The organism is Thalassotalea loyana (assembly GCF_030161435.1).
Taxonomy (GTDB): Bacteria; Pseudomonadota; Gammaproteobacteria; order Enterobacterales; family Alteromonadaceae; genus Thalassotalea_G; species Thalassotalea_G loyana.
On sequence record NZ_BSSV01000003.1, the window covers coordinates 393,654 to 412,888 of the forward strand.

The 19,235-nt window shown below is 42.9% G+C and carries 8 protein-coding genes; 4 read left to right on the top strand and 4 right to left on the bottom strand.

All coding sequences use genetic code 11. The annotated features are described in order from the left end of the window. The first annotated feature begins 6 nt into the window (after positions 1-6). From QQK05_RS09495 to QQK05_RS09510, 4 genes are all read left to right on the top strand, one after another. Positions 7-3,447: a hypothetical protein gene (locus QQK05_RS09495; protein WP_284297942.1), complete on the top strand. Its 3,441-nt coding sequence runs from the start codon at positions 7-9 to the stop codon at positions 3,445-3,447. 12 nt (positions 3,448-3,459) lie between these two features. Then, entirely contained in the window at positions 3,460-3,762 is a 303-nt protein-coding gene (locus QQK05_RS09500) for a hypothetical protein (RefSeq protein ID WP_284297945.1), read from the top strand. Positions 3,763-4,041: 279 nt separating this feature from the next. Continuing rightward, entirely contained in the window at positions 4,042-4,344 is a 303-nt protein-coding gene (locus QQK05_RS09505; protein WP_284297947.1) for a glycosyl hydrolase family 17 protein, read from the top strand. 49 nt (positions 4,345-4,393) lie between these two features. Continuing rightward, a complete protein-coding gene (locus tag QQK05_RS09510) occupies positions 4,394-5,314 on the top strand; it encodes a glycoside hydrolase family 17 protein (RefSeq protein WP_284297949.1) in 921 nt (306 codons plus the stop codon). Between the two features lie 14 nt (positions 5,315-5,328). Here the strand turns inward: QQK05_RS09510 and QQK05_RS09515 are convergent, their stop codons facing one another. The 4 genes from QQK05_RS09515 to QQK05_RS09530 form a co-directional block, all read right to left on the bottom strand. Continuing rightward, complete coding sequence (locus QQK05_RS09515; protein WP_284297951.1) at positions 5,329-6,039, bottom strand: type 2 periplasmic-binding domain-containing protein; 711 nt, start codon at positions 6,037-6,039, stop codon at positions 5,329-5,331. Between the two features lie 205 nt (positions 6,040-6,244). Continuing rightward, complete coding sequence (locus QQK05_RS09520; protein ID WP_284297953.1) at positions 6,245-9,535, bottom strand: di-heme oxidoredictase family protein; 3,291 nt, start codon at positions 9,533-9,535, stop codon at positions 6,245-6,247. A gap of 143 nt (positions 9,536-9,678) precedes the next feature. Beyond that, the gene (locus QQK05_RS09525; protein ID WP_407704875.1) at positions 9,679-12,684 is read right to left on the bottom strand and encodes a TonB-dependent receptor; all 3,006 of its coding nucleotides are present in this window, start codon (positions 12,682-12,684) and stop codon (positions 9,679-9,681) included. Between the two features lie 108 nt (positions 12,685-12,792). Then, complete coding sequence (locus QQK05_RS09530; protein ID WP_284297955.1) at positions 12,793-19,056, bottom strand: carbohydrate binding domain-containing protein; 6,264 nt, start codon at positions 19,054-19,056, stop codon at positions 12,793-12,795. Between the last annotated feature and the right edge of the window lie 179 nt (positions 19,057-19,235).

The following is a 19,235-nucleotide window of genomic DNA, read 5'->3' on the forward strand; positions in this document are numbered from 1 at the left end:
TAATTAATGCAAACTGCTGCACACCTAAATTCAGCAATAACAGGCGAATTTATCGATTTAAGAGATGAACGTTTTTATGCCATAAAAAACGTCGACCAAATGCCACCATTCTTTATGAGTTTGGTTTCAGAAAGCGACCACTGGATGTTTCTTTCTTCAAACACAGGGTTAACCGCGGGAAGAGTTTCCCCCGATACAGCATTGTTTACTTATGAGACCGTTGACCGCATTCACGATTCGCACTTACACACCGGCTGTAAGACAGTTATCAGACAGTTAAAAGATGACCACTATCGATATTGGGAACCCTTTAATAATGAGCAAAATGGTAAGTATTCAATTAGCCGTAACCTATACAAAAACAGCCTAGGTAACAAAGTCTGCTTTGAAGAGATAAATCATGATTTAAGTTTACTTTACCGTTACGTTTGGGCAACGAGTGAAGAATATGGATTTATTAGAAGTTGTGAGTTAATAAATATCGGCAGCTCAAAGGCTAATGTTGAAGTCCTTGATGGCTTTCAAAACTTGTTACCTGCGGGCACGCCAAGGCATACACAAACCAATTCTAGTAATCTCGTAGATGCTTACAAGTGGAGTGAATTAGAGCACGTCACAGGACTAGGCATGTATAGCTTATTTTCGGGCATTACCGATCGCGCAGAGCCATGCGAATCTTTAAAGGCAAATACCGTTTTTAGCTTAGGTATCAAAGAAAAAATCACATTAATGTCCTCAGGACAAATTAACACGTTCAAAAATGGCGGACAACTCGCTAATGAATCTATCATTAAAGGCTTGAGAGGTGCGTATTTAGTCTCGTTTGATTTATCCTTAGCAACAAATGAAAGCAGTTCATGGCAATTCATAACCAATATAGAACAAAGCCAGAGTGAGGTTGTCGCACTATTAGATAAACTGGTAAATGAAAATACAATCAGCTTGTCAATTGCTGATTCAATTGCCAAAGGCACCGATAATCTTGCCAGAAAAATGGCTGCAGCTGATGGTTTTCAGACAACTGATGAAGAAACTGTCAGCGCACACCATTATGCAAATGTGTTATTCAATGTGCTTCGAGGCGGTATCTTTGACGATCAATATCACATATCAACCAAAGACTTTATAAAAACCATTAAACATTTTAACTCTGGGGTGTATTACAAACACAGTAGCTGGTTAAACAGCTTACCTGAAAAGATAGAATTGACCGAGCTTCATCAACAGGTTCGTTCGTTAAACTGCTGCCAGCTAGAACGCTTAGCAATGGAATACCTGCCAATCACCTTTGGTCGTCGCCATGGCGATCCTAGTCGCCCATGGAATCAATTCGAAATAAAATTGCTTGATGACAACAACGAAAAAATATTGTCATATCAAGGCAATTGGAGAGACATTTTCCAGAACTGGGAGGCCTTAACGTTTAGTTATCCTGAATTTATTGAGTCTGTGGTATCAAAATTCGTTAATGCTTCAACAATTGATGGCTATAACCCCTACCGCATCACAAAAGAAGGCATTGATTGGGAAGTTGAAGATCCAGAAGACCCATGGAGTTACATAGGTTACTGGGGAGATCATCAAATCATCTATTTACAAAAGTTGCTTGAACTCAGCCATCAATTTCATCCTGACAAATTAACCCAATTGCTGCGTAAAGAAATATTCTGTTATGCCAATGTACCGTATCGCATCAAATCATTTGATGAGATCAAGCAAAATGCGAAAAGTACGGTGATATATGACAATGAACTAGCCAATGAAATTGAACATCGAGTCGAGTCACTTGGTGCTGATGGCAAGTTAATTTTGTCAGCAAATGGGACCGTATATCACGTCAATCTAGTAGAAAAACTCTGTGTTACCTTACTAACCAAGCTGGGTAACCTCATTCTAGGTGGTGGTATTTGGCTCAATACCCAACGTCCAGAGTGGAATGATGCGAACAACGCACTTGTTGGGCAAGGTATTTCGGTGGTTACGTTATGCTACATGAGACGTTACACAACATTTTTACTCAACTTGTTAAAAGATGAATCTGGCAACATTAGCCTATCAGAAGAAGTCGCTACCTGGCTTGCTGGCACGAGTGAGATTCTATCGAGAGCAACAACCAGTATTAATGCCGGCTCTGTTGATTCAATGACCCAACTTGCGGTAACTAACCAGCTTGGTGAATTATCAAGTTGGTATCGTCAAACGGTGTATGACAAAACGGGTTTTTCTGGCAAAACCCAAGTAGCACTTTCAAACATCTTAACCATGCTAAATCACGCACAAACATCGATTGATTACACGATTAAAGAAAATGAAATGCCAAACGGTATGTTCCACGCCTATAACCTACTTTCTTTAACGGATGACAAGCTCACCATTGATAACCTCTACCCAATGCTAGAAGGACAAGTCGCAGCATTAAGTTCTGGCTATTTATCAGCGCAACAGGCAACTAATGCACTTGATAATTTATTTAACAGCGACGTTTATCGTGAAGATCAAAAAACTTTTATGCTCTACCCTGATCGTGAGCTTCCATCATTCTTGAATAAAAATATCATCGATCAAGCCATCGCAAAAACAAGCAATGTGATAAAAACACTTATCGATAGCGGTGATTCGAGTGTTATTGAACAAGATGCTAAAGGTGATTATCGATTTAATAGTGCGTTAACCAACAAAGATAAACTTGATGAAGCACTAAGCAAACTACCAAGCTCCATCTTGCCTTTAATCAATGAAAATAAAGCAAGTCTGCACACCATTTATGAGCAAGTGTTTAACCATAAAGCATTTACCGGTCGCTCTGGAGGCATGTTTGGCTTCGAAGGCCTTGGCTGTATTTATTGGCATATGGTCTCAAAACTATTACTTGCGGTGCAAGAGTGCTACTTCAAAGCAATCGAGGTGGGCGAATCACAAGAACAAATCGACGCATTAGCGACCCATTATTACGCCGTGCGTGAAGGCATTGGTTTTAACAAAACACCTGAAGAATATGGTGCATTCCCTGTCGACCCATACTCACACACACCAAAACATAGCGGTGCAAAACAGCCAGGCATGACTGGGCAAGTAAAAGAAGAAGTCTTAACGAGGTTTGGTGAGCTTGGGGTTAGAGTTAATGAAGGTAAAGTGACGTTCTCCCCTTCACTGTTGCGCCTGTGTGAGTTTACCCAGAATAACAACTTCACTTATTTAGATGTTAACAATAATTGGCAAACCATTAAGTTTGCCAAGAAATCACTCGGTTTTACGTGGTGTCAAGTACCGATTATTTACGAGTTAAGTACGGCGGGTAATGCAATGTCAGTAAAAACAAAAACTGGCGAGATAAGCGTTGAATCACTTCAGTTAGATGTTGACTTAGCGCAGTCTATCTTCACCCGAAGTGGCCATATCGAACTAATCAAAATAAAACTTAGCGCAGAATATTTGTCTTCGCTTTAAAGGAGTAATCTAGTGTCAAATCCAAAGAAAAAATACATGTCACTATCTGGCATGAATGTGGTTGACTTACCAGACGCGAAGTTAAGTGCCATGGCGAAGGACATACTGGCAGAAAAGATCCATGGAATTTCATTTAGCCCTTACGGCGAAGGCCAAAAACCAGGTGATAACGTTAGTAAAGCACAAATAGACCAACGATTATCCGTTATCGAATACAACACCAACTGGATTAGAAGTTTCTCATGCACCAAAGGCAACGAGTTAATTCCACAAGTAGCCAAAGAAAAAGGGTTGAAGACTTTAGTTGGTGCTTGACTAGACGACGACTTAGAAAACAACGAAAAAGAAATCGAAAAGCTCATTGAGCTTGCCAATGATGGCTTAGTTGATATTGCGGCTGTTGGTAACGAAGTTTTATTAAGAGAGGAGCTAACCGAAGCTCAGCTGATCGACTACATAAAACGCGTAAAAGCAGCCTTACCTAATATTGATGTCGGTTATGTTGATGCCTATTACGAATTTGAAGATCACCCATTAATAACAAATGAATGTGACGTAATACTCGCAAACTGCTATCCATTTTGGGAGGGCTGTATGCTCGAGTATTCAATTTTATACATGAAAGACATGTATCGTCGCGCCACCAAAGTGGCTGCTGGTAAGAAGGTGATCATTACTGAAACCGGCTGGCCCGATCAAGGACCAGATGAATGGGGAGCAAAGCCTGGATTTGCTAACGCGATGAAGTACTTCATTGGCACCTATCAATGGGCCGCAGAAGATAACGTCGACGTATTTTATTTCTCATCATTTGATGAGCAATGGAAAGTTAAAGATGAAGGCGGTGTTGGCGCTCATTGGGGGCTTTGGGACGCACACGGCAACTATAAATACTAGGGCCATAACGCCCTAACAAGATACATAAAGAGTCGAGAAAGTAATTTACATGAATAATAACGAACAATTACCTTACGCTTCTGCGATTTGTTACTCAGGCTATCGAGAAGGTCAGAACCCAAGAGAAGGCATTTATCCTAGTTATCAGCAAATAAAAGAAGATTTACTGATCCTACAAGACGACTGGTGCTATTTAAGATTATATGACTGTGGACCACACGCTCAATTAGTCATTGATGTGATTAACAATGAAAACCTAAACTTTAAACTTATGTTAGGTGCTGACATCGGCGCAGAGCAAATAAACCCTAACTGTCCTTGGGGCGCTCAATATTCAGCAGAAGAATTAACGCGAAACGCAGAGGCTAATGAAGAGCAAATCAATAAATTAATTGAATATGCTAATAACTACCCAGACATTATTGCCTCAGTTTCTATTGGCAATGAGGCGAGCGTTGACTGGACAGATCATCTAGTTCCTGTTGAAAAGCTGGTCTATTACGCTCAAAAAGTAAAAGACAATGTAAAACAACCGGTCACGTTTTGCGAAAACTACGTACCCTGGTGTGAAAAGCTAGAGCCTTTGGTGGAGGTGGTAGATTTTATCTCTATCCATACTTATCCGGCGTGGGAATACAAAACCATAGAATCTGCACTCGCTTACACAATAGAAAACTACCAAAGCGTTGCCAATAAATACCCTCATAAACAAATCGTAATTACAGAGGCTGGATGGACAACACGCTCTAATGGTCGTGGCATTGAGTGCTGGAACGCATCTCCAGAACTACAAGCAATTTACTATCAACAACTGCTGACATGGAGCAAAGAAAATAGGATTACCACTTTTTTCTTTGAAGCCTTTGATGAGCCGTGGAAAGGCTCAGCAGATAGCGACGAGCCAGAAAAACATTGGGGATTATTCTACGTTGATCGCAGCCCAAAACTGGCTATGCGAAGTAGAGCTTGATGAGATAATAAGTGTCAGTTTTTGGGTTTAGTTCCCGCTAAACTCGAAAACTGAGTGACGAGTGCATCATGCAAGTCAGATTTTGTCGACACGGCAATATATGCCCCCTCTTTACTCAGTAGAGACTTACGATAAGCAATTTTTGGGATCATCTCTCGACTATTTACATAAAAATTAAACGGCTCATCATAAGCCATCAAATACTTGGCTCTACCCGTTAGAAAAAAACGTGTCGACGACTCAGTGTCTGGAAAGTCAATAAAAACAAAGCCGTCATCAATAAATTCTTGTCTTTTTCCACCATAACTATAGCCTCGAACTCCAGCAATAACCTTAACGTCATCCGCCTCTATAGACTGGTACAAACTTAATGAAAAATCCGTCATTTTTAACGGTAGAAAGGTGACATTATCCTTTAAGAGCTTTGTTGATTTGGTGTTTATCGTTAAATCAACTTGTCCATTATCAATCATTTGGTATATGCGTGCTGATGGCGCACAAAAGCTATCAACATGGTAACCTAGCGTATCAATAAGCTGTTCGAGCTCCTGAACAAGCGAGCCGATACACTTTTTAGAGTAGCGATCGATATATGAGTAGGGAGGAAAGTGGCCCCCGGCGACCGTAATTTTACTCTCGGGACAAGCATGAACGGACAAAGTGATTACGATGGATAGCGCTATAACTGCTAAGAGGTGCTGGCCACACCTAAACAACATGTTCATAAGAAACAAGATTCCTAGTTCGATGCACCTCATATAATTTAACAGCTTGAAAACTCAAATAAACACACGACATTATGCAAACGTGATAGTGGTTTAACTACATTTTTTCTATCAGTAAATTTAACAAATAAGTGTGGAAGAAATGTGGAAAGAGTGGTCATATCAGTACAAATGAATATTACTTCATTTGTACTGATTTGAGATTTTATAAAGAATTAAGGAAGTTTAATAATGCGGTTTTATCCGTTTGAGAAAGCGTTTGGTAAGCTGTATTTGAAGCTTGTGCCTCACCTCCATGCCATAAAATCGCTTCATCAATTGTTCTTGCTCTGCCATCATGTAAGAAACCAACGCGATTAATATCATCAGCACTTTGCGCTAACGACACCGAATCATTGGCTTTATCATCTCTGACCATCACATCAACGGCATGACCTAGGCCCCACAAAGGAGCTGTTCGCCACTCAGCACCAGAGGCAGTGCCTTCACCTAAATTATCTGCTAGCCCTTCACCCATATCGTGCAATAGCATATCAGTGTATGGCGATATTTGTTGGTTTCTAAGTTCTGCTAACGGATGAAATAAAGACGTTGTATAGCTTGGTGTGTGACAATCAGCGCAGCCGATATCTGAAAATATTGTTTCACCAGCTGAATTGTCATAATCACGCCTCGCCGGTACCCCCAATAAAGCTAAATACTTAACAAGTTTATCTAGGTTTTCATCATCCAGTTCAGCAATGTTACTACCACAATTAGTCTGTGCAGAACCACAATCAGGCTCAGGCAGAACTGATGTCATAACACCAATATCAGTATTAAATGCCGCAGCTACTTGATGTAATAAACTTGCAGTACTTGCTTTGTAGCCAAAGCGGCCAACTCGCTTATCACCAGTTACGGGATCGACAACTTCAGAAATACGCCCTGAAATGCCATCGCCATCAAGATCATTTGGATCAGCCTGATTAACGATATCTGTTTCAGCAATAGCTTCTAGTAAACCTAACCCTACTAATTGGGGGGCAATACGCGCCGAAAACGCGATAGGTGTACCATTACTAAAATTGTAATTTGGCGATCTAAGCCCATTTTCTTCGTCCGTCCAACTGCCTAATGTCACCTGCCCCTCCGATACGGTACCGCTAGCATTATCAGCTACTTCAGGTTGCAATACTCGGCCTCTTAGTGGGTCCGGTTCACCATTAACATCACCTACTTTAAATACCCATTTATCTAATGCTTCGCCAACATCAGCGACTAACGCACGGCCATTTCGAATATGACAATTTGCACATGAATGATTGATATATCGTGGACCTGCTTTGCCAATTTGCTCGGTCCAAACGATATTGTCGTGTCGCTCGTCATGTTCGCCCGTTTCAAAATTCGTATGATGAACTCGTCTGCCCTCAACCCAAGGTTGAGCATTGCCTGGGCTCATATTGGTCGCCATGCCCATAAATCGACCTGCTGGTTCTTCACTGTAGTTATACCCTAGGGTTGTATCACCACCAATCAGGCCTTTTTGCGGTATTGGATAACTATCATCGTATTCATTTCTATCCCATTCAAATGGATGAACACCGGGTTGACCAGTAAGATATAAGAACGTCGTACCATAGTAATTTAGACGGGTACCCGCAGGAGGCGAGAGTAAAAACTGGCTGGCTTCAAATTCCATTCTACGCCCAGTAGTCAATGGAATGATTGGTCCTGTTGATTGCCATTCATCAACAATATCTAAGGTGTACTTAAACTGATGACCATCGTCACTGGTTTTTTCAAAATCATTATTCCATGTACCTCTGCCCACATAAACAGTGCCAGTTTCAGCTGGATTTACCTTTTCCTCTTCTTTTTGTGGGTTGAAGTTAAACTGGCCAGTGGTAGTAATGCCGTTGTACCAAACCCTAAACTCACGAGCACCTAATTCAGCTTCGGTTATCCACGTCACTCTAATCAGGCTTTGACCCAATGGCGTGTAATCTTCTAATTGAATTCTCGCCGTACGATATTCCCAATAATGGGCTAAGAAATGGTCATAGTGATCTTGAAAAGTGATGTCTTTGGCATGACGGTCACGTCCACGATCTGCTAATCGTGTCACCGCTACCCCATCATCTCTAACAAATGACGCAATAGGCTCAAGTGCAGTACCACTGTTAAACAGCGAAACAAAATCACCGACAAGCCCCATTTCAACGGTGTGCCAAAGCTCGCCATTGCCGTTTGTCTCACCAGGGCTTTCATCACCAACGAAGAAATACAGCGGACGCCCTTCAAATGTGACTTGTTCAGAGCCATCATTTCGAACAATTATCGACAGGTTTGCAACACCAGTTGCCTCATCGTCAGCTAACAACAAAGGTGGCCAATTGGTCGCACATGCATCATTACAGGTACTTCCCGAACCACCAAGGTCATTATCAAACACATAGAGACTGAAACCTGGTTTAGTCGAGTCTTCCCCGCCAACCAATATATTGTTTTGGTTCGCCACTTCATTTAAAGGTCTAACGATGGTGCAACCTTGGCCATCGACATCGTCACCCTCTGGTGTATCTGGACAAATATCGAGGCTATCATCAATACCATCGCCATCACTATCTGGGCAACCAATCTCATTAACTGCGACACCTTCAACGGTATTCGGACATGCATCATTAGTATCGCCCACACCATCAAAATCATCATCAGCGATTTGTTCAAAGGACAGCCAGTTCAAATTAAAATCACCTGCAACTATCGTTACTCGCAGCGTATGCTCACCACTTTCCAGCGCCAATGAGCCAACCTTCTCTGTCGAATAAACCTGCCAACCACCAGTATTGGGCAAATTATCTGATTCAATTTGTTTACCGTTAACAGATAGCCTAAACCTGCCATTACCCACTTCGGAAGCAACCCTAGCATACACTTCATAGGTTGCTTTTGAAGATTCAATATCATATTCCAGCCACTCATCCCTGACCGTCCAGCCAATGTTGTATTGCCCATTGGTATCAGAAGTAACCTCTATATCTACGTTGTCATTACGATAAGCACCTCCATTATTGCCGACATCGGAATCTTGATAGGCAACATAGTCTTGGGCTTGGACAAGGATATTTTCAATGGCTTCAGGTAATGCAATAACAATGACGGTACGAGTTACTTGGGCCTCATTACCAGCAGAGTCAGTTGCGCTATACACTATTTGGTATTCACCAGCAGTACTTGTATCAACTGTGCCTTCTATGGTTACTTGTACATTTGAATCTCTATCATCAGTAGCAGTAACGCCAGGGTCTTCAAACGTTGTTCCTTGCTGTATTTCCATTCGAGGATCACCCTCTAAGGTGATTGTCGGTGGTGTTGTATCGGCTTCTTGGGTTGGTGGTGTTGGGACAACCGGATCTGGCGTTGCGCTCTCTCCACCGCCGCCTCCACAAGCAACTAAGGTGCTTAACAGCATAACCGTTGTCAGCGGTCTTAACTTGTTCATTGAATTCATGTCAGCTCTTTTAGTTATATGTTTTTAAAGCAAAATAATCTCTAACTCGATAAGGAAATATCGGCTATGACGTGTTTTTGTGGTTTACTAGGAAAAAATGAAAAGCCATCGAGATTCGATGGCTTTTATTTTTAAGTATTAAACTAGAACTTGAAGCGGCCGCCGATTGCGTAGCGGCTACCGTATTGTCGAGCAAATAAGAATTGCTCTTCATAACGGCCATAGCCTTGTTCCGTTTCATTGTTGATATTTACGCCTTCAAAGAAAATCGTAATGTTTTCAGTAATGTCATAATTGACACTTACATCCCATTGACCAAATTCTTTAGCGTATTGTGGCGGTGTATCAATTGTTGTACCTTGCGCTTGACCTAAACCAATCAAGTATGAATCACGCCATGAGTAGGTAGCTTTCACTGACAGACCATCAAGGTCATAAAACACCTGAAAGTTTGCAGAGTCACTTAAGCCTGGAAGTACAGGTTGCTCGGCGTAAATTTCTGGGTCGTACTCGACATCACCATCAACAAATGTTGCGTTAACAGCAAAACCGAAACCTGAGTCACCGAATAAATGCTGTATTGCAATTTCAGCACCCTCAACTGTGCGTTTATCGACGTTTTCAGGAGAATTAATACTCCACACTAATAGAGGGTCTGTTGCTGGGTCAGCTTCAATTGCACCATCGGCATTACCATGGCCATTAACTAGCATCTGCTGAAAAATAGCTGAATCAGTCGCTACTTCACCGCGTTGTTCTATTTGGCTCACTGCTTGATTCCAACGCTCACCTAAATAAATATCATGAACACCCGAAAGCGTTTGATCAAATGGCGAATTAGCAATCCAATCATCGACATCTTTTTGGAATAAACCAAGTGATACGTAGCTACCTTCTTCGTAGTAGTATTCAACAGATAAATCTAAATTGGTTGAAACGAACGGCTGTAGCGCGGTGTTACCACGGGAGCCTGTTCTAGCACCAATTTTTGGACTACCTGTATATGAAATACCGCCAAGTAAGTTACCTAAACCTGGACGAGTCATCGATTTACCCCAAGATAAGCGGGCAACAATGTCGTCGGTTAAGTCAAACTTAAAATCTATCATTGGCAGCAACACGTCATAATCGGCTGAGTTTGACGTTGGCACGAGCTCATCTTGATAAATAGTGATCCACTCGCCTGCTGACACCCAATTAACCATTAATGGGATGTTATCTTCCGACGGGCTCACAACATCAGTGGTCTCATAACGAACCCCTGCATTCATGCGAACGTATATATCGCCAAGCTCAAACTCCCAATCGGTTTGGATATAAAAACTATCGGTGTCTTCGTCAACTCGGCTCATGCTGTCTTGAGCAAAATATGGATTAGTGTTGTAGTAGTTATCACCTAAAATATCTTCTGTGAGTACCGCTAACTGCCGAGATACAGCCTCATCAAAGTCGTAGGTATAGAAGTAGTTAGGAGAAAGAGCTGAACCACCACCAGAGAATTGATCAAGAAAACCAGACGTGTCATGTAGCATAAACATGTCGTCAGGGAAAATTGCCGTAAAGCTAGGATTAAAACCAGGACCTCCACGTAAACCGCTCCAACCGTTACGACCGGTTAGTGATTGCTCGGTGCGCGCGGCACCAAATTTAACCGTCGTTAGGTAGGTATAATCCGTTTCCCAAGTAAAGTGTAACTGCAACTGCTGAATGTCTGACTTACCTGGTGAATGAATAAATTGACTAAAGTTCGAGTCGATTTCACCCGCCAATAATTGGTTTGTACCATTGTCCCAATTAATCGTGTAATGTGGAATTTCACCACTCGTAAAGTCGTACACTTTAGAAACTAGTTTGTCAGAGCCGAGAATCACTTGACCTTGGCTGCCACTACCCTTATCAGCACCATTATCAGTTTCACTACTTGAATCATGATAATCAATTACCATGCTAAAGCTGTCTGTGATTTGCCAATCGACATTAAAGCCAATCGACTCAGAATCTACGTCAGTCGTACCTTTGCTCGCGGTAAATGAACCATCATCACCGGCAATTTCTGTATATACTGCGGTACCATTTTGATCTAACTCATAGGCAACAATGTTTGAGCCGAAGTTATTCCAAATACCCCAACCAAAAGACTCAACACCTGTGGTTGATTGACTTGCCGTGTAATCAGCAGTAAACACTAAATTATCTAATGGCGCATACTGCAAGGTTAACTGACCATTATTTCGCTCACGACGAATATCTTCATAACCAAAGTTCATATCTTTTGGAAAGAAATGGGCTCCAATGCGCTCGCCGTTCTCATCAAGTGCACGAGGATCAATCGCAAAGCCATCAGCCAATGTCGGCAAACGTCCAATACCCTGCTCTTGAGCAACAATTTCTCCAGCATCGTTCGGGCCGTATAGCACCTCGCCGTATTGCCAACCTTGAATATTAGCTTGTTGCTTTTGAAAGTCGCGACGTTGGTGTGAAAAACTTAAAGCAATACCAAAGGTATCATCCATCATGGTAGAGCTAAAAACACCTGCAATTTCAGGTGTTACGTCGTCGTATTTCTCGTTTGACTCGTCATATAGACCTTTCGCCATAAATGAGCCCTTTGTACCTGGGCTGTTTAACGGTTTAGTTGAAACAATGTTTACCGTTGCCCCTAAACCACCTGTTGGCGTTTCTGCGCGCGCTGACTTTTGAATCTCTAAGGCACTAACGCCTTCAGACGATAGGTTTTCAAAGGCAAACGAACGGGTAAAGCCTGTACCAGGCATTTGTCTACCGTTAAGCGTGACTAAGTTAAATTCAGGGCCGAAACCACGTACAGTAATTTGGCTACCCTCACCGTTAGAGCGGCTAACAGAGACACCCGTGATGCGACCTAATGACTCGGCAAGGTTAGTATCTGGAAACTTACCCATTTCTTCAGCAGAAATGGCATCCATGATACCGTCGGCATCACGTTTTAGATCCATAGAGCGGATCATACTGCCTCGGATACCTCTGACTTGGATGATTTCGATATCTTGCTCTGCGTTTTCTTCCTCACTTTCCTGTGCGACAGCATAAGCTGGTAGTAACATCGTTGAACCAAGAGCCAACAGCACAGACAGAGATATTTTATTTCTTTTCAAGTTCATCTTATTCACAATGACCTTCTTATTTTTATCTGACTCTGCGACGCTTTTAATCAAGGTCACAGAGTATTTTGTTATATCTACGTTTATTGAAACAGTGTCATAAACACCCGAGTCTTCTTACTGAAAGCTCACATTATCTACTCGGTATACGGCCCCTGAGCCTTGCCCCCAAGCAGGAAATACCATCACTATGTCGATATTTGAGCGGTCAAAATTAACACCGGCAGCAACTAAGTCGTCCATTGAGAAAGTGTAGGTTTGCCATTGTCCTTCCGCTGGCACAACACCTTCTTGACTGGTTGATAAATTGACTTCGACATAACTACCACCATTGCCTGATTCAATTTTTAATAACCATGGCGCGTCTGCTTGAGTTGGCATGGTCGTAACTTTCATATCAAAACTCAACGTTGCTGCATTGCTCGCGTCTAATGCTCCACCGTTGTCACGACCATTCAAGCCAAGTACGGTGTCACCATTAACGGTGAATTCAATCACTGAACCATTGTCACCGCCATCATCTACGATAGTAGGCGTTGAACCTGCACAACAATCCCAGCTTGCCCAATTATCAAGTACCGTATCAATAAACAGGCTAGCTGGCGCCATGGTCACAACAGGACCATCGTCTGCTGAAGCTTCACCGCTAAAACTCACATTATCAATACGATAAACAGCGCCTGCACCTTGTCCCCATGCAGGGAATACCATCACAACATCAATATTTGAAGTATCTAAGTTAACGCCTGCAGCAACTAAATCAGCTAATGCAAAAGTATAGGTTTGCCATTGACCTTCAGCTGGTACCACACCTTCTTGGCTTGTCGACAAGTTAACTTCTACAAAGTTAGCTGCGTCACCTGATTCAATTTTTAATAACCAAGGTGCGTCGGCTTGCGTTGGCAAAGACGTCACTTTCATATCAAAGCTAAAGGTTGAAACGCCACTTGCGTCAATTGCGCCACCGTTTTCACGACCGTTAAAGCCCAGAACTGTGTCGCCATTTACCATGAACTCAACAACGTTGCCGTACATTGCGTCATCTTCAACAACCGTTGGGGTTGAACCAGCACAACAGTCCCAACTCGCCCAGTTATCAAGCACTGAATCAGCAAAAATGCTTGCAGGTGCCATCGTCACGACAGGGCCAGCATTATCATCAGCCATATCCTCGCCAGTATAGTCAGAGGCTAATACAAGGATAACGTTATCAAGCTGCACTTGACCGGCTTCTGCGCCCATATCAAAGAACACACGGTTGTTTTCGCCACCAAAGCCTGTGGTTGTTAAATTAAGTGTGTATGTTGCCCATTCAGTGGTCAACGCAACGGTCTCTGTCACATTAGTCCAAGGATCTTGGTCTAAGCCTAAGCCCGCGATAATTGAACGAGCGTCATCTGAGCGCGCATCAAAGGTAAGGACATAGTCTGTGTCGGCAACTAAAGTTAAGTTTTGCTTTAAGCTGACATCCCAAGGGTTACCAGCAATAGCTACGTTTGCAGTGAATATACCGTCAACAATGCTTTCAACCATGCCGTCTGTGCCGCCCCAACCCTCAGCACTGTCAAAGCCTGAGTTAGCTAACAATGCAGGGCTTTCATCACCGCCATTATCGCCAGAATCACCCCCCGTGTTGTCGCCACCTGTATCACCACACATTGCAGCAAACGGTACCGTGATGTCAGTATCGCTTAATTGCCAATTACCTTCGAAAGATTCATGGCTCCATAAAACATTTAGTGAAACTTCTGCAGGCGCTGTATCCCAAGTTAATGTTTGGCTAATTGTGCCTGCTACAGAAGTATCTTGTGCTCCTGGCGTACCACCGTGAGGACCTGAAATAACAAGAACATCAATTAGGTCATCAGTAGGAGAGCCCACTGTTACTTGCATTGTATTTGCATCAAGACTCTCAATCGTAAGCAACGCTGCTGAGTTAGCGATATCTGAATTACCGAAGTGGTATACCGTCGCTTCACAGTATGCTGAAGTATCTAAGTTACCTGAATCATCACCACCAGCATCACCAGCGCCATCTGATTCGCCACTAAAGCTCACATTATCGATACGGTAAACCGCGCCAGCACCTTGACCCCATGCAGGAAATACCATCACAACATCAATGTTTGAAGTATCAAAGCTAACACCTGCAGTAACTAAATCAGCTAATGCAAATGTGTAGGTTTGCCATTGACCTTCTGTTGGCACAACACCTTCTTGGCTAGCAGACAAATTAACTTCAACATAGCTTGCTGCATCACCTGATTCCATTTTTAACAACCAAGGAGCGTCAGCTTGTGTCGGTAAAGAGGTTACTTTCATGTCAAAGCTAAAGGTTGTAACGCCACTTGCATCAAGGGCACCGCCGTTATCTCGACCATTAAAGCCAAGTACCGTGTCGCCATTTACCATGAACTCAACGACATTGCCGTACATTGCGTCGTCTTCAACAACTATTGGTGTTGAACCTGCACAACAATCCCAGCTTGCCCAGTTATCTAGTACTGCATCAGCAAAAATGCTTGCCGGTGCCATCGTAATAACAGGACCTGAGCTATCGTCGTCACCACCGCTAGATGCTAACGTAAGGCTTACGTTGTCTAATTGCACTTGGCCTGCTTCAGCACCCATGTCAAAGAACACACGGTTATTTTCACCACCAAATCCAGTCGTCGTTAGGTTAAGCGTGTATGTTACCCACTCAGTCGTTAACGCAACGGTCTCGGTCACATTAGTCCAAGGTTCTTGGTCTAAGCCTAAGCCAGCGATAATCGAACGAGCATCATCTGATCGCGCATCAAAGCTAAGAACATAATCGGTGTCAGCAACTAAGGTTAAGTTTTGCTTTAAGCTGACATCCCAAGGGTTACCAGCAACAGCTACGTTAGCCGTAAACATGCCGTCAACGATGCTTTCAACCATGCCATCAGTACCGCCCCAACCTTCAGAACTATCGAAACTAGAGTTAGTTAGTAACTCACCGTTACCATTGTTGTCGCCTGAGTTGTCATCACCAGAATTGTCATCACCACTACCAGAACCATCAGTTACTAGCACGACACTAACGTTATCAAGTTGAACTTGACCGGCTTCTGCACCCATATCGAAGAATACTCGACTGTTTGAGCTACCAAACCCTGTCGTTGTTAGCGTAAAGGTATAAGTAGTCCACTCAGTAGATAACTGAACTGTTTCGGCTACATTGGTCCATGGTGCTTCATCTAGACCTAAGCCAGCGATAATTGAGCGAGCGTCATCAGAGCGCGCATCAAAGCTTAATGTGTAAGTTGAGTCGTTAAGCAATAACATGTTTTGCTTTAAGCTCACATCCCACGGGTTACCAGCAACGGCAACGTCTGCAGTAAAGATACCATTGGCAATACTTTCAACCATGCCATCTGTACCACCCCAGCCTGCACTGTTGCCAAAATCAGAGTTTTGAATAAGCTCTACGCCAGGTTCTTGTGTGCCATTGTCACCGCCAGAGCCATCATCGCCAGAACCATCATCACCGCCATTGTCGCCACCGTTGTCGCCGCCAGAGCCCATATCGTCGCCATAAGGGTTTTCATCACCTTCAGGAATACCGACAAATACGTTGTCTACGCGGTAAACTGCACCTAAGCCTTTGCCCCATTGCGGGAACATCATCAGTAGATCTACTTCGGTTAAGTTTAAGCCTGCGCCTGCTAAATCAATTAGCGGGAACGAGTATGACTGCCACTCACCTAGTGTCGGAGCTACACCTTGTAAGCTGTCCGTTAAGCTTAATTCAGCAAACGAGTTACCTGTTGCATTTGAGCTTTCAACTTTAATTAACCAGTCTGTTGTTTCATCTTCTGGCATCGTCACAACTTTTAAGTCAAAACGTAGAACACCATTTGTTGTAATTGGCGCTAAATTTAATGTTTCGCCAGAACTACGTCCCCAGAAACCAACAACTGTACCGCCATCAGAGCCTTCGCCAATAGTAAATTCAACCACCATATTGTGGTCTTCATCATCCATTACCTCAACTTGAGGTAAAAAGGCACAACAATCCCAAAGTGTCCAGCCAGAACGAACAGCATCGTCATAAAGGGTAAATAATTCTTGGTAAACAGTGTTATCAGGACCTTTTACAACATCATCATCATCGCTATCGTCAACTGTTGTTGAATGAATGATCATGTTATCAACACGAAATCTTGCACCATCACCTTGTCCCCATTGTGGGAAGATCAGAGCAATATCGATTGCAGAAATATCTAAACCTTCTTGAAGTAATGAATTCATTGACACAGTATAATGTGTCCACTCATCTTGAACGGGAGCAGTAGGTAAACGGTAATCTACAGCGGTACCACCAAGGTTAGTACCACCGTTTGACTCCATTTTTAAATACCATGGAGCATTCGGGTTTTCAGGAAAATCAATAAGTTTTAAATCAAACTCAATTGCACCCGATAATGCTAATGAGCTCGCATCGAACGGATAACCAGAACCACCTTGATCTTGTCGAACCGTGAAACCCACTACCGAGTTACCGTTAATATAAAACTCCGCTGCATTACCAAAGTCTGGATCCTCATCTTGCACAACGACAGGAACAATACTACTTAAACCCTGTGCAACTTGATCATCCCACATCGGCCAATTTGGATTTTCTTCATCTTCGAATAGCAGTAATTCAGCACCTTCAAAGGCGGCACCGATAGTCACATTATCCACTTGATACACTGCTCCAGCACCTTGGCCTAATGTTGGGAATACTTTTATCGCAACAATATTTTCACTATCTAGGCCGAGTTCGCGTAATGCACCAAAATCAAAACTATAATGTTGCCACTCGCCAGGTGTTGGTAACACGCCCTCTAAGCTATCATTAAGCGCTAGTTCTACTTCACCTGTTTCGGCTTCACTGTTACTTGAACTGCGTTGAAGGCCATATTTTCTTGGACTTTCAGAAGCTTCTTCCTCTGGTGCAGTTTCATATTCCACTTTAAATACCCAAGAAGCCTCAGAATTCGTTGGTGTTTCTAACACTTTTATATCAAATTCAATGAGTGCTTCATCTGGAAGCAAGGTACCGTCATATGAAGGACCAGAAAATCCTAATTCACCAGATTCTTCAGTCACGGTAAATTGGACAACCTCACCATACTCCTCGTCACCTGAATCAACAGTTTCAGCTTCGTCTTCACCAACAACATCCCATGATGACTGGTCTTCTGTAAAAATATCTACGCCTACTGGTACAGGGATAATAGGCGGAATTGGCACAGGAGCTGCACCTTTTACAAATGTGTCGTTATAATAATCTGAACTAATCGTGGCACAGCCTTTACCTGTCACCGTATCTTTGGCACATTGGTAAACGCGTACGTAATCTACTTGGTAAGCGTTACCATTAACGTAGGCAGAGTTATCTACACCTCGTGCGATTGAACCATTGTCGTCACCAACAAAGTAGTTTGCCGATTGGTGAGTTCGCCCAGCCCAGTTACCACCAACAGCATTATTTAAGATAATAAAGAAATCTTGGTCGTATGGGGCTTTTTGATAGACGATTTCTTCGATGCCATCGTCATTCATAATCTGGGTATACCAACCAGTTTCGCTTAAGCCAGCAGCTGCACCATCAGATGCTCGGTAAGTCACTTCTGAGTCACGTTGGTAGGCATATAATACGTCATCTACATACCAACGAATCTCACCCTCCTCCCACTCAATCGCGTAAATATGGAAGTCGTCGGCAGGCGAAGAATTAGGTAAGGCATATTCGGTACCGGTGAAGTCGTGATTGCTACCTTGCATTGGACCATAATGCAACGTGCCGTGGGCATGACGGTCTATATCACCATCTGCTCTAACTTCACCTATGTTAACCCATTCAACAAGGTCAATTTCACCAGATAATGGCCATGTACCGTATTCAGAGTTTGTCGGCATTAACCAAGCGGCAGCCCAAGAACCTTGCCCCTTTGGCGCTTTAGCTCGAACTTCAACGCGACCATACGTCCAGTCTCCCTGATATTGAGTAACAATACGAGACGAAGTGTAGGGTTTTGTTAGGCTTGAATCAGCCGGCGTTGGACGAGCAACAATATTGAGAATACCGTCTTCAATAAACAGGTTTTCCGGTGAATCTGTATAACACTGTTCTTCAGCGTTACCACCACCGTCACAATTGATTTCAAACGTCCATTTGTCTAAATCTAATGAACCACCATCAAATTCATCACTCCACACTAACTCCCAGTCAGGCGCAGGTGTTCGAGTATCTACTTCGACAATCGTTGTTTCTGTAGCTGCATCGCCCCCACCACAGCCGGCAATTACCGCTGTAGTAAGTATCAATGTTGTAAATCGCGTAAGCGTTGTAGCCCGCCCTTTAAACATAGGTCTCTCCCGATGATTTTGCCTTTAGCTCGTCTATGTTATACGCGTACTGCATACGTATGCATTTTTCGGTACTAAAGAGCTGTTTGTTATTATTACCGCAATATCTCTCACTATTCTTTTATCACGCTATTTCGCAATTAGATGGACTAATTCGCTAAGACGGATTAGAAAAAAGC

What these genes read in the sequence shown, in the direction of transcription:
- QQK05_RS09515 (WP_284297951.1), bottom strand. Translation starts at nt 6,039, where the DNA reads ATGAACATGTTGTTTAGGTGTGGCCAGCACCTCTTAGCAGTTATAGCG.
- QQK05_RS09510 (WP_284297949.1), top strand. Translation starts at nt 4,394, where the DNA reads ATGAATAATAACGAACAATTACCTTACGCTTCTGCGATTTGTTACTCA.
- QQK05_RS09530 (WP_284297955.1), bottom strand. Translation starts at nt 19,056, where the DNA reads ATGTTTAAAGGGCGGGCTACAACGCTTACGCGATTTACAACATTGATA.
- QQK05_RS09505 (WP_284297947.1), top strand. Translation starts at nt 4,042, where the DNA reads ATGCTCGAGTATTCAATTTTATACATGAAAGACATGTATCGTCGCGCC.
- QQK05_RS09495 (WP_284297942.1), top strand. Translation starts at nt 7, where the DNA reads ATGCAAACTGCTGCACACCTAAATTCAGCAATAACAGGCGAATTTATC.
- QQK05_RS09520 (WP_284297953.1), bottom strand. Translation starts at nt 9,535, where the DNA reads ATGAATTCAATGAACAAGTTAAGACCGCTGACAACGGTTATGCTGTTA.